This is a genomic window from Marinobacter psychrophilus (assembly GCF_001043175.1).
In the GTDB taxonomy this organism is placed as follows: domain Bacteria; phylum Pseudomonadota; class Gammaproteobacteria; order Pseudomonadales; family Oleiphilaceae; genus Marinobacter; species Marinobacter psychrophilus.
Genome location: NZ_CP011494.1, coordinates 2,676,532 through 2,689,613, shown reverse-complemented (window position 1 = coordinate 2,689,613; position 13,082 = coordinate 2,676,532). Strand labels below are relative to the sequence as shown.

10 protein-coding genes are annotated in these 13,082 nt (G+C 55.4%); 4 read left to right on the top strand and 6 right to left on the bottom strand.

What is annotated here, in order from left to right:
* Position 1 precedes the first annotated feature (1 nt).
* Positions 2 to 3,091 (top strand): efflux RND transporter permease subunit, encoded by a 3,090-nt coding sequence (locus ABA45_RS12065; RefSeq protein WP_048386436.1) that lies wholly within the window; start codon positions 2 to 4, stop codon positions 3,089 to 3,091.
* Between the two features lie 98 nt (positions 3,092 to 3,189).
* Here ABA45_RS12065 and djlA read toward each other — a convergent pair whose 3' ends face one another.
* A complete protein-coding gene (gene djlA, locus ABA45_RS12060; protein WP_048386434.1) occupies positions 3,190 to 3,969 on the bottom strand; it encodes a co-chaperone DjlA in 780 nt (259 codons plus the stop codon).
* A 426-nt stretch (positions 3,970 to 4,395) separates the two neighbouring features.
* Here djlA and ABA45_RS12055 point away from each other — a divergent pair, with 426 nt between their 5' ends.
* Both ABA45_RS12055 and ABA45_RS12050 read left to right on the top strand, forming a co-directional pair.
* The gene (locus tag ABA45_RS12055; protein ID WP_048386432.1) at positions 4,396 to 5,883 is read left to right on the top strand and encodes a SulP family inorganic anion transporter; all 1,488 of its coding nucleotides are present in this window, start codon (positions 4,396 to 4,398) and stop codon (positions 5,881 to 5,883) included.
* 1 nt (position 5,884) lies between these two features.
* Positions 5,885 to 6,826, top strand: coding sequence for a universal stress protein (locus ABA45_RS12050; protein WP_048386430.1), 942 nt, complete (start codon positions 5,885 to 5,887; stop codon positions 6,824 to 6,826).
* 51 nt (positions 6,827 to 6,877) lie between these two features.
* Here the strand turns inward: ABA45_RS12050 and ABA45_RS12045 are convergent, their stop codons facing one another.
* Genes ABA45_RS12045 through ABA45_RS12035 form a run of 3 tightly spaced genes read right to left on the bottom strand, consistent with a single transcriptional unit; the run spans position 6,878 to position 9,375 of the window.
* On the bottom strand, positions 6,878 to 8,113 hold the full coding sequence (locus tag ABA45_RS12045; protein WP_048386428.1) for a BaiN/RdsA family NAD(P)/FAD-dependent oxidoreductase: 1,236 nt from the start codon (positions 8,111 to 8,113) through the stop codon (positions 6,878 to 6,880).
* A gap of 42 nt (positions 8,114 to 8,155) precedes the next feature.
* Complete coding sequence (locus ABA45_RS12040) at positions 8,156 to 8,965, bottom strand: PhzF family phenazine biosynthesis protein (protein ID WP_048386426.1); 810 nt, start codon at positions 8,963 to 8,965, stop codon at positions 8,156 to 8,158.
* Positions 8,962 to 9,375, bottom strand: a complete 414-nt coding sequence (locus tag ABA45_RS12035; RefSeq protein WP_048386424.1) for a hypothetical protein — start codon at positions 9,373 to 9,375, stop codon at positions 8,962 to 8,964. The genes ABA45_RS12040 and ABA45_RS12035 overlap by 4 nt, the downstream gene beginning before the upstream one ends.
* A gap of 91 nt (positions 9,376 to 9,466) precedes the next feature.
* Here ABA45_RS12035 and ABA45_RS12030 point away from each other — a divergent pair, with 91 nt between their 5' ends.
* Positions 9,467 to 10,882 (top strand): aminotransferase-like domain-containing protein, encoded by a 1,416-nt coding sequence (locus ABA45_RS12030; protein ID WP_048386422.1) that lies wholly within the window; start codon positions 9,467 to 9,469, stop codon positions 10,880 to 10,882.
* A 15-nt stretch (positions 10,883 to 10,897) separates the two neighbouring features.
* Here ABA45_RS12030 and ABA45_RS12025 read toward each other — a convergent pair whose 3' ends face one another.
* The gene (locus tag ABA45_RS12025; protein WP_048386420.1) at positions 10,898 to 11,551 is read right to left on the bottom strand and encodes a response regulator transcription factor; all 654 of its coding nucleotides are present in this window, start codon (positions 11,549 to 11,551) and stop codon (positions 10,898 to 10,900) included.
* On the bottom strand, positions 11,548 to 13,077 hold the full coding sequence (locus ABA45_RS12020; RefSeq protein WP_048386418.1) for a sensor histidine kinase: 1,530 nt from the start codon (positions 13,075 to 13,077) through the stop codon (positions 11,548 to 11,550). Before ABA45_RS12020 ends, ABA45_RS12025 begins: the two co-directional genes overlap by 4 nt.
* Positions 13,078 to 13,082 lie beyond the last annotated feature (5 nt).

Genomic DNA, 13,082 nt, shown 5'->3' with positions numbered 1-13,082 from the left:
CATGCGCTCTCTTATATTTGCAGCCATGGACCGCAGCCGCACCACGCTGCTGTTACTTCTATTTCTGGTGGTTGGCGGTTACGCCGCCTACATGGCCATTCCCAAAGAAGCCAATCCTGACATCGCCATTCCGATGATTTATGTATCCATGAGCCTCGAAGGCGTCAGTCCGGAAGACGCCGAGCGTTTGTTAGTGCGGCCGATGGAGCAGGAGTTGCGCTCGCTGGAAGGCGTTAAGGAAATGCGCGGCAACGCCTCCGAAGGCCACGCTTCCGTCATGCTGGAATTTGACGCCGGTTTCGACGCCGACAAAGCCCTGCAAGACGTGCGCGAACAGGTGGATACGGCACGCAGCAATCTGCCAGAGGAAGCCGACGAGCCGCGGGTGAATGAAGTAAATATTGCACTGTTTCCTGTGATGTCTATTGGCCTCTCCGGACCGCTGGCCGAGCGTGAACTGATCTTTATCGCCCGCGGCTTGAAAGACGCCATCGAAGCCATTCCGGAAATTCTTGAAGTTGACATTGCCGGCGACCGCGAAGATCTGCTGGAAATTGTGGTCGATCCCCAGGTGCTGGAAAGCTACGGCTTGGACTTCAACCAGTTAGGCACACTGGTGTCGCGTAACAATCAGCTGGTGGCGGCTGGCTCTATTGACACCGGCAACGGACGGATGACGTTGAAAGTGCCAGGCGTGATTGAAAACGTCGAAGATGTGATGTCGATACCGGTCAAGGTAGATGGCGACACGGTGATCACCTTTGGTGATGTGGCCATGTTGCAGCGCAGTTACAAAGACCCCCAGGGCTTTGCCCGTATTAACGGTGAACCGGCACTGGTGCTGGAAGTGTCCAAGCGTTCCGGCGCCAATATCATCGCGACCAGTACTCAGGTGCGCGCATTGATCGTGGCGGCGCAAGAACGTCTGCCCGACGAGCTGGATATCCGTTACATCATGGACCAGTCGGGCGAGGTGCAGGACATGCTGATCGACCTGCTGAACAACGTGCTGACCGCCATTGTGCTGGTCACCATCGTGATCATCGCGACCATGGGGCCCCGTGCGGCAATCTTAGTCGGCCTGACCATTCCGGGCGCCTTCCTGACGGCAATTCTGGTGATCTGGTCTATGGGTATGACCCTTAACATTATTGTGCTGTTTTCCCTGATTCTGGTCACCGGTATGCTGGTAGACGGCGCCATTGTGGTATCGGAGCTGGCAGACCGGAATCTGTCGGACGGCCTGAACGTTAACAATGCCTGGGGCGAAGCCGCCAGCCGCATGGCCTGGCCCATTATTGCATCCACTGCGACCACCTTGGCAGTGTTTGTGCCTTTGCTGTTCTGGCCCGGTTTGGTCGGCGAATTCATGAAGTTTTTGCCTATCACGGTGATTATCTGCCTGCTGGCGTCTTTAGCGATGGCACTGGTGTTTTTGCCGGTGCTTGGTGGTATTGGCGGCGGTCGCCGGGCGCGGGCGGTGCAAACAGACAATCAGCTGATGGGCGTCTACCGCTCCACCCTGGCCGCCATATTGCGTCGCCCCGGACTGACGCTACTAGCGGTGATTCTGGTGATTGGCGTGGTTTACGCGATTTATGGCCGTTTAAACCACGGCGTGGAATTTTTCCCCAGCGTAGAACCGGAGTCGGCCCAGGTTCAGGTGCGCGCCCGCGGCGATTTGTCCATCTGGGAGCGCGACGCCATTGTGCAGACCGTGGCCAGCCGTTTACAGGGCATGCCCGAAGTACGTGCCTTGTACAGCCGTTCGATGATCGGCGGCAGCCAGCAGATGGCGCCGGACGTTATTGGTGTATTGCAGTTTCAGTTCAACGATTGGTACACCCGGCGTGCCGCCGATATTATTCTGGAGGATTTTCGCCAGCGCACCGCAGACATTCCGGGTGTGGAGTTAGAGTTTCGTAAGCAGGAAGATGGCCCGGCCGGTGGCAAACCGATTGAGTTACTGGTTAGCAGCGGTAATCCCGACGAGCTGGAAGCCGCGGTCAGCGCGATTCGTGCGCAAATGCTAGCGCAGGACGCGTATGTCGACACCGAAGACGACCGCAGCCTTGACGGTATTGAATGGCGCCTGAAGGTGAACCGCGAAGCGGCTGCCCGTTTCGGTACCGACGTCGCCAGCATCGGCAACGCCGTGCGGCTGGTTACCAACGGCTTGGTACTGGCCAGTTACCGCCCTGAAGACGTGCGTGACGAAGTGGACATTGTGGTACGCGTTCCTAACAACTGGCGTGAACTGGATCAGCTGGAACGGCAAACCCTGAACACCTCACGGGGCCAGGTACCGCTGTCGCAGTTTGTCAGTTTAGAACCCGGTGATAAAACCGGCAACATCGTGCGGGTGGATGGCCGCCGTACCATCACCATCAAAGCCGATCTGCAACCCGGCCGGCAGGTGGAAGAGGCGCTGCGAGAGCTGCGCGCCACCATGCCCGAGTTGCCGGACGGCACAACCGTGCTTGAAGGTGGCGAAAGTGAAGATCAGCAACAAGCGGCCAACTTCCTGATTAACGCATTTATGGTGGCTATAGGGCTGATGCTGCTGATTCTGGTGACCCAGTTCAACTCGCTGTACCAAAGCTTTTTGATTTTGTCGGCCATTGTGCTGTCCACCGCCGGCGTGCTGCTGGGCCTGTTACTGAACAGTCAGCCGTTTGGCATTGTGATGGTGGGAATGGGCACCATTGCGTTGGCCGGTATTGTGGTGAACAACAACATCATTCTGATCGATACTTACAACCAGATGCGGGCCGACGGCATGGAACCGGCGGCAGCGGCACTGGAAACCGGCTGTTTGCGCCTGCGCCCGGTGTTGCTAACCGCCATTACCACAGTGCTGGGCCTGATGCCGATGGTACTGGGCATAAACGTGGATTTGATTACGCCGTCGCTAGGGTTAAACGCGCCATCTACCCAATGGTGGACCCAGATGTCCAGCGCCATTGCTGGTGGACTGACGTTCGCAACCCTGCTTACGCTGCTGCTAACACCGGCGCTGCTGGTATTGGGCGAACAAACCGGGCAGAAAGTGAAACAGTTGCTCGGAGCTAAGGGACAAGCTCGGAGTTAGGAAACGGATTTGAAATCTGTCCTCGGGAGTCGAGGTGACCATTAGAGCCATCCGTTTGCACTTTTTGTTTGCACTCTTTGTTTGCACTATCTATTTCACTACCCATTTGCACTGCGGGCGTCTTTGATTACATCGTAAGCATGGGTGATTTCGCCGGTGCGCTCTTCGGCCATCTCGCGCATGCTTTCCGGTAAGCCGCGGCCGGCCAGTTTGTCCGGATGGTTTTCGCTCATCAGCTTGCGGTACACCTTTTTGATGTCGTCATCGCTGTCTTGCGGCGATACGCCCAGCACTTTGTAAGCGTCGTCAGTCTGTTGGCTGCTGGAGCGCTGGCCGCCGCCCGTCTGGCTATAATGAGCACCACGCAGCATGGCTTCCAGCTGGTCAACCTGGCTTTCTGGCAACCCCAGGCCGCGGGCAATTTTAACCAGCATGTCGTGCTCGGCCGGGTGCACCACACCATCAGCGGCTACCGCAGATACCTGTACTTGCAGAAACATCTGCAACAAAGCCGGCTGGCCGCCGCTGACGCGCATAAAGCGTTGCAGTTCGGCGTCCAGATCAAATTCCCGTGCTTTGCCGCGGTTGAACGCGGCGCGGGCGTTGGTTTTCTGGTTCTCGTTCAGGCGAAAGCGGGTAAACATAGCTTCCGCCACGGCGATTTCATTTTGTGAAACCACGCCGTCGGCTTTGCACACCGCGCCCATGACCGCAAACACAGACTCAACAAAACCGCTTTGAATATTTTGCAGCTTCCCAATTAACCGGCTTTTTATTCGGTTCAGTAAAAATCCACCAATCGCGCCGCCAATAATGAAGCCGACGAAGCCGCCAAAGGCTGAGCCAATCAGGCCACCCAGAATGATTGCAAACAGCATTAAGGTATCCTTTGTAAAAGATTTAGACCGTGGAAATATACGGGTTTTTGCCACTTAATACATGAATAGCGCGTTATAACGATATTTTTGCACAATTTTTGGCCTCTGATTCAGGTTTAAGGCGCCTTTAATAATGCCGTCAGTAAACTGGCCACCAGCCACAAAGCAATGGCTAAAAAGATAGTGGGTTGATTACTGGCTAAAAATCAGCGGTTACGTCGCCCATGGTAATAACGGTCCTGCACAGCGGTTTTTGCCAGGCAACACAATCTGCTAAACTCTATCGCCTTTTTACAGCTATTTTTACGCTTACAACCCATGACCACAACCGCAGACGGTTGTAGACGTAGCGGCTGTCGCAATGACTCGACCTGAGTACCCCTTGAAAAACTCTTAAGTAACTCTTAAGTAAAAACGGAACCCGATATGGTGAACACCCTTAAACATCAATGGCTGTCGAATGTGCGCGGCGATTTACTCGCTGGCGTGGTGGTGGCGCTGGCGCTGATTCCCGAAGCCATTGCCTTTTCCATTATTGCCGGCGTAGACCCGAAAGTAGGGCTGTATGCGTCATTCTGCATCGCCGTGATCATCGCCTTTGTCGGCGGCCGGCCAGGCATGATCTCCGCAGCCACTGGCGCCATGGCGCTGCTCATGGTTACCCTGGTAAAAGAACACGGCCTGGAATACCTGATGGCAGCTACCTTGCTAACCGGTCTGATTCAGCTTGTAGCCGGCTACTTAAAGCTGGGTAGCTTAATGCGTTTTGTGTCGCGCTCGGTGGTGACCGGCTTCGTCAACGCCCTGGCTATCCTGATCTTCATGGCTCAGCTGCCGGAACTAACCAACGTTACCTGGCACGTATACGCGCTGACGGCGGCTGGGCTGGGCATCATCTATCTGTTTCCTTATATACCGAAACTGGGCAAGGTGCTGCCGTCGCCGTTGGTTTGCATTGTGGGGCTGACGGTTGTTGCGTTCCTGTTTGATATCGACGTACGCACCGTCGGCGATATGGGCGACCTGCCGGATACACTGCCGATTTTCCTATGGCCAGATGTGCCGTTGAATCTTGAAACCCTGATGATTATTTTACCTTACGCCATACCGTTGGCGGCGGTGGGCCTGCTGGAATCGATGATGACCGCCACCATCGTGGACGACCTGACCGATACCGAAAGCGACCGCAACCGCGAATGTAAGGGGCAGGGTATTGCCAATATTGGTTCTGGCTTACTTGGTGGTATGGCCGGCTGTGCGATGATTGGCCAGTCGATCATCAATATCAAATCCGGTGGCCGTGGCCGCCTGTCAACGCTTACCGCAGGTGTTTTCCTGATGGTGTTGATTCTGGTGCTGGACGACTTTCTAGTGCGCATTCCCATGGCCGCGTTGGTAGCGGTGATGATCATGGTGTCCATCGGCACCTTCTCCTGGGAGTCTATCCGCAACCTGAAAACCCATCCGTTGTCGTCCAACATCGTGATGCTGGTGACGGTGGTTGTGGTGGTGTTCACTCACAACCTGGCACTGGGCGTATTTGCCGGTGTGCTGTTGGCTGCGCTGTTCTTTGCCAACAAAATTGGCCATTACATGGGCGTGGACAGCGTTTTGAACGAGGCCGACAGTACCCGTACCTACAGGGTTACCGGGCAAGTATTTTTCAGTTCGTCGGAAAAGTTCATAGCCGCCTTTGACTTCCGTGAAGTGGTCGATAAGGTAGTCGTAGATGTGAGTCGCGCCCACTTCTGGGACATTACCGCTGTGGGAGCGCTAGACAAGGTTGTTATCAAGTTCCGCCGCGAAGGCGCCGAGGTAGAAGTTATTGGTATGAACGAAGCCAGTGCCACCATCGTTGACCGCTTTGGTGTGCACGACAAGCCGGAAGGCGTTGACCAGCTGATAGGCCATTAATATGCAAAATACCACACCGAACGCCAAGCACTCTTTACAACAAACGTCGCAAAAAACGTCACAAGAGATGCCGCAAAACGCGCCGCAAGACACCTTGCACGTGGTGGCCTGCATTGACGGTTCACGCGCTGCGCCGGCGGTGTGTGACTACGCTGCCTGGGCGAGCAAATACATGGACTCGCCGCTGACCCTGCTGCACGTGCTGGACGAAGAGCGCTACCCGTCAGAGCCGGACCTAGCCGGCAACATTGGTCTTGGCAGCCGGGAGCATTTGCTGGACGAACTGGCCGAACTGGATCGAAAACGCTCTAAACTCGCGTTGGAGCACGGCAATCACATGCTGGAAAACGCCGAGCAGCGAGTGAAGCAGGCGGGCATTAGTGATGTCAAAAAGCGTCAGCGCCACGGCGACCTGACCGAATCCCTACTGGCGCTTCAGGAACAGACGCGCTTGCTGGTGATAGGCCTTTATGGCGAAAGCAGCTCCGACCGCAATGTGAACATTGGCAGTCAGCTGGAGACGGTCATTCGCAGCATGAGTCGCCCAATTCTGCTAGTGCCTGACAACTTTTCTGCTCCGCAAAGCTCGATGTTGGCTTTTGACGGCAGTGCTACCGCGTTCCGTGGAGTAGAGCACTTAGCCGCCAGCCAGGTTTTGAGAGGCATGCCGCTGCACTTGGTGATGGTGGGCGAGGAAAGCCCGGATGCCATGGTGCAGTTGCGCAAAGCCGAGGCCATGCTGGCGCCGCTGGAAGCCGAAATAACCCTGGCCATTCGCAGTGGTGAGGTAGAGCCAGTGCTGCACCGGTATCAAGATGAGCACAACATCGACTTGCTGGTGATGGGCGCCTACGGCCACTCAAAAATCCGCAGGTTTCTGCTCGGTAGTACCACCACCAACATGTTGAAAACAGCGAAAAAACCATTGGTTATTTTGCGCTGAGGTTTTACCGACTAGGGGATAGATTTCAAATCCGTCCCCGCTTTTGCAAACTTACGCCGCCTGCCCGGCCGCCACCCCCGATGCCCAGGCCCACTGAAAGTTATGGCCACCCAGGTGGCCAGTTACGTCTACCACTTCACCGATAAAGTACAAATCCGGCTGTTCCAGAACCGCCATGGTTTTTGAGGACAGCTGGCGGGTATCTACGCCGCCCAGGGTCACTTCCGCAGTGCGGTAGCCTTCGGTGCCTGCGGGCTTTATGGTCCACTGCTGCAGCGTGCGGCTGATGTGTTCGATATCCGGGTTGCGGTAGCTTTGAAGCGGACCGGCCCAGCGCTGCAGCTCATTGAAGGCTTGCGCGAAGCGTTTTGGCAGGTGCGCATTCAGATAGTGTTCGAGCGTGCTTTGTGGTTTGAGCTTGCGCAGGCTTAGCAGATCTTGCTCAACCTGCTGCTGCGGTAGCAGGTTGATGTGCAGTTCGTCACCGGGCTGCCAGAAGCTGGAAATTTGCAGCATGCTGGGGCCACTTAAACCGCGATGGGTAACCAGCATCGGTTCCTGGAACTGTTCATGATTGCACTCCGCGCTGACCGGGCAGCTGATGCCGGCCAACGGCGCCAGTGTCATCTTCAGCTCGGGGTGGAGGGTAAAGGGCACCAGCCCGGCGCGGGTGGGAAGTATTTCCAGCCCGAATTGGCGGGCCAGGTCGTAGCCGAAGCCGGAAGCCCCCAGGGTGGGGATAGACAGCCCGCCACAGGCAACGACCAAAGACTCACAGGTTAATGCCTGGCCACCCGCCGTCAGGCAATAACCATTGGGCGTTCTGGCCACCTGCGTTACGCCGGTTTTCAGGCGCACTTCAGCGCCGGCCCATTCACATTCGGTTAGCAGCATGTTCAGAATGTCTTTAGCGCTGTGTTGGCAGAATAACTGGCCCGGTGTCTTTTCCTCGTATTCCACACCGTGCCGTTCCACCAGCTCCAGAAAATGCCGAGGAGTGTAGCGTTTCAACGCCGAAATGCAGTAATGCGGGTTGTCCGACAGAAAGTTCGCGGTGGTGCTGTTCAGGTTAGTGAAATTACAACGCCCGCCGCCGCTCATCAGAATTTTCTTGCCGGCCTTATTAGCATGGTCCAGCACCAGCACCTTACGGCCGCGATAACCAGCGGTAGCGGCGCACATCAGCCCGGCCGCGCCGGCGCCGACGATGATGACATCGTAATGGCTGCCGCGATGGTCATTAGCGTGCTGATTGCTGGCGTTCTGGTTACTGGAAAGCGTTGTCATTACCGTCTGCCGCTAAAAATGTGGGCACAGAGTATACCAGCCCTATTGAAGGTATACGGTGCCTTCCATGTAAAACGCTGCTTGGCCGGCAATGGCTACCCGTTCTCCCTTCAATTCACAGCGCAGCAGACCACCACGTGCAGACAGCTGACGCGCTTCCAGAACTTTCTTGCCCAATTTTTCTGCCCAATACGGTACCAGCGCACTGTGTATAGAGCCCGTCACAGGGTCTTCGTTAATACCGGCGCACGGCACAAAGTAACGACTAACAAAGTCCGAATCAGTTCCGGGCGCGGTGACTATCAACCCCAAGCTCTTAAGCTGTTTAATTTTCTGCATGTCGGGTTGTGTTGCTTTTACCGCAGCTTCATTTTCTAACACCAGCATGTAGTTGGTGTCTTTGGCGACGTAAAAAATTGTAGTCGGCGCACCCGCCAAAGCTTCAAGAATGATGCTGGGTGTAGATTGTTCGGTAACCGCAAGGTTTGGGAAGTCCAAAACCAGCCAACCGTCGGATTGCTTGTGCACGCCAAGCGGACCGCTTTTAGAGCGCAGGCGAATCCGGTCCGAAGTCCAACCCAGTTTGTTGAAAATAACCCAGGCGCTCGCCAGCGTAGCGTGACCGCACAGCGGAACTTCGATTTCTGGCGTGAACCAGCGAATATGGAAGTCTGCTTCACTAGCCTCTGGCTCAGGAATAAAAAAGGCCGTTTCTGACAAGTTGTTCTCGGCGGCAAGAGCCTGAAGAACCTCGTCGGGAAGCCACGCCTTTAAGGGCATGACCGCGGCCGGGTTACCTTTGAAAATTTCGCTGGTAAACGCGTCTACCTGATAAATGGGATAGCGTGTCATGTGTTCTCCGTTGATGGTTGATTGGCGTATTGGTATGCCTTGTGGTTGGCAAACTGCGTTAATTCCCACTCACTGTAAAAGTGCAGCTCGGGCAGGGTAGCGCGATGCGTTACCATCCAGTGTTTTGACTCGCACTGGCAAACAGATAGACCTAGTATTGCCAAATCCTTACGGGTTTGATCAGGATGTTTTGCAGCAAGTTTCACAGATGGCGGCCTGAAACCAAAAAGGTTATTTTGACTTGCGCTGAACGCGGGATTGTTGGTTATACCCATGATCAAATTCCTTCTTCTCGTTACGGTATTGCTATTTTCCGCCCATACCAAATTCCAAAACAGAATCAGATAACCTGGTTTTGAACCGGTACAGATTGTATTTTCGGTTTTCTGTACTGCAATTTTCAGTGGCATCTGTGATGTTCCGTTTTGCCGCCGGTCTGTTGAAATAAAGTCAACGTCTGCTTAAAGGCTATAATCTTTTTGGTTTAACGAGGCAAACAGGATGGGCGCTCTTTATAACGAGGTAGCAGACAGGCTTCAGGCTCAGGTTCAGGATGGGGTCTTTCGGGATGGCGATCGGCTGCCCGGTGTCAGGGCACTAAGCCGGCAGTTTGGCGTCAGCGTTTCGACGATATTGCACGCGCACCAGACGCTTGAGGCCCGCGGTTATGTTCAGGCTCGCGAGCGCAGCGGCTACTTTGCACGCTTGCCGCTGCGGGATGCTCCGGAACCCGTCATGCAAACCGATCGGAGCCGTCCCGTTCCTGTTAATGCACGGGAAATGACCGTGGAATTGTGCGCTGACGAGCAAAAACGCATGGTGCCCCTTTCTGGAGCCATTCCTCATGCGGATTTTCTGCCCTTTCGCCAGATTCAGCAAAGCGCACTCTGGGCGGCACGACGTGGCATTGAAACACTGGAATATGCTTTTCCCGGCAAGGAACCATTACGCCGACAAATCGCTCAGCGTATGGCGACGATAGGCGTGCCGATCACTCCTGAGGACGTGCTCGTCACCAACGGAGCGCAGGAAGCAATCATTCTTGGTCTTAGGGCGGTGACCCAACCCGGAGACATCGTCGCGGTTGAGTCACCGTCGTTTCCCGGAATTCTTCAAGCGCTAGAAGTTGTTGGGCTGAGAGCGCTGGAGATCCCCACTCATACCGCGGAAGGCCTCAGTCTTGAGGGTTTGGAGTTGGCCCTGGAACAGTGGCCTGTCAAAGCTTGTGTGGTGGTGTGTAATCACAGCAATCCAATGGGCGCCAGAATGTCGGATGAGCGCAAACAACAGCTGGTTTCAATGCTTGCCGTTGCGGGCGTACCATTGATTGAAGATGACATTTATGGCGACTTGTACCATTCCGGTGAAAGACCGAAACCCGCGAGGGCCTTTGACCACACAGGTAATGTAATTTACTGCAGCTCCGTATCAAAAACCATTTCGCCAGGATTGAGAGTGGGCTGGATGTTGCCCGGGCGCTATATGGCGAACGCCAGGCAACACAAATATTTCTCGAATCTGGCGACGTCTTCTATCCCACAAATGGCCGTTGCGCATTTTCTTGAACAGGGCGGTTATGATCGTTATCTGCGTTTTGCGCGACAGAATTATCGCCAAGCTACGGAACGAATGCGTACAGCGGTTGCTCGATCATTTCCCGAAGGTACAGCCATAAGCCGGCCCCAAGGCGGCTTTGTGCTTTGGGTTCAACTGCCGCCTGGAGTTTCCGGCACACTGGTCTATCAGCTTGCCAGGGTAGAGAACATCAATGTTGCACCGGGCTTGATGTTCTCTATTTCAAACAAGTTTGAATCTTGCCTGCGAATAAACTGTGGCAACCCATGGAGTGACCGAATCGACCACGCTGTTGTAAGGCTTGGCGCGCTTGCCCACGAAGTACAGGCGCGGTCGATTTAGCGATTATATTGCCAGTTAGCGTTTGTTGCGCAAATCCAGCGCGTCAACCAAACCTGCGGCAAGAGCGATGCCCGTGACGTCTGGCAGCCTGTCTGCCCCTAGCCGTTTCATCACCCGCGCACGATAAAGGTCGATGGTTTTTACGCCTACCCCCAACTGTTCGGCAATTTCACGGCTGGTGTAGCCTTTTGCTAAAGGCAAAAATACATCCCGCTCGCGACGGGTGAGGGTGTCTAGTAGCGCAGCGGTCTGGCTGCTGTCCTGCTGTTGATGGCTGGTCTGTTGCCGCTCCTGCAGTGCCTGTTGCACGCTGTCTAGCAGTAGCTGTTCGTTAAAGGGCTTCTCAATAAAATCAAAGGCGCCGGATTTGAACGCGCGCACCACAATGGGCACATCGGCGTGGCCAGATACAAAGATAATGGGCAGCGCTAACCCACGCTTTTGCAGCTCTTCCTGCACGTTCAGGCCTCCGAGCCCGGGCATGCGGATATCAAGCACAACGCAGCCGTTGCTTTGTGCGGTCATGGAATCCAGAAATTTACGGCCGTCGCTGTAGGCTTCCACGGCCAGGCCCACCGATTCCAGTAGCCATTGCGTGGACTCCAGCATGCCTGCGTCGTCGTCCACGACATACACCAAGGTTGTTTGGGCTGTGGGCTGGTCAGTCATTGGCAATTGGGTGCCTCCCGTGGACTCATAATAGATTTTTGACAGGCCGGTGGTGGAAACCGGCAAACCAGCGTTAAACCGCCGGTTGGCGCCGGGTAAGCATCCAGAAAACCGCCGAAACCTTCAACAATAGAACGGCTCATGGACAGTCCCAGCCCCAGGCCTTCAGGCTTGCTGGTGTAAAATGGTTGAAACATCTGGCGGATGCCATCGGCGTTCAAGCCCGGCCCTTGATCCGTCACTTCGACCAGGGTCTCGCCCAGATCGTTCACTCGAATGGTGAGGGTAATGGCCGATGCGGAGCTGGCATCAACGCGGGCCTCCACATTGGCTTCGATGGCGTTACGCACCAGGTTGATGAGTACCTGTTCTAGCAGGACCGGGTCTGCGGTCAGGTTAGGGCTGCTTTCTGGCAGCCGGCACACGACCGATACTCGATGCTTGTCGGCTTCCCACTGGCACAGAAGGGCAACGTTGCTGGCCAACTGATTCAGCACCAGCAGTTCTGAACGTTTGCGGCCCTTGCGCAAAAACGCCCGCAGCCGGCGAATGACTTCCGAGGCGCGATTGGCGTGGTGAATCACTTTCGTCAGGCCGTCGCCTACCCGGGTCAAGTTAGAGGGCTGGGTGTCTGCGGTTTTCAGAAAGCGCTGGCTGGCGCTGGCAAAATTTACAATAGACGCCAGCGGCTGATTCATTTCGTGGGCAATGCTGCTGGCCAGTTCACCCAGAGTGGCCAGCCGTGCGGTGTGGGCCAGTTCGTTCGCCAGGCGGCGATTATTTTCTTCCGACGCCACCCGCGCGCTTATGTCTCGGGATACACTGATCACCTCTACCACTGCACCTGTGTAGGTTTCACGAATGGCGCGGCTGGCAATTTCAAACCAGCGTGGGGTGCCGTCACGGTGCACAATTTGCGCGGTCACAATAGCGTAGCCATCTTCGCTGAGCCGGTTGCGGGCTTCTATCAGGTGTTTTTGTGGCTGGCCACTGGGAAACAGGTCTTCCAGCAGGCGCCCGCGTAGGTCTTCCGGCCAGTAGCCCAGCAGCCGCCACGACGCCGGCGTAGCGTCAATAAAACGGCCATCCGGCGCGTGGCGGGAAATCAGGTCGGTGGTGTTCTCGGTGATCAGCCGGTACAAACGGTTGGAACGCACTGCCTGTTCTTGCAGTTCCAGCTCTCGGGTTGCATCCCGACATTTTAACAACACCTGATTTTGAGCAACGTCAGGAACCAGCGCCCAAAGGTAAATTTGGCCCTTATAACGCGCCTCTGCGTTGTCCACAGGGCGTTGTTGATTCAGGCAGGCTCGCACCAGTTCTTCTACGTTCACCGGCAAAAAACGTCGAGGATCGGCTATCGGGCCGGAATGGTCAGCTGTATTGGGCGACTCGTCATCCGCTTCGGCCAGGTTTTTCATGGCCGGATTCATACTCAGCGTGCGACTTTTGTGGTCAACAATCAGCAGTGGTTGCGGATCGGTGGCGGCAAAGCCCATTGATAAGTCAAAGCAATTCGCGTTCATGGCAA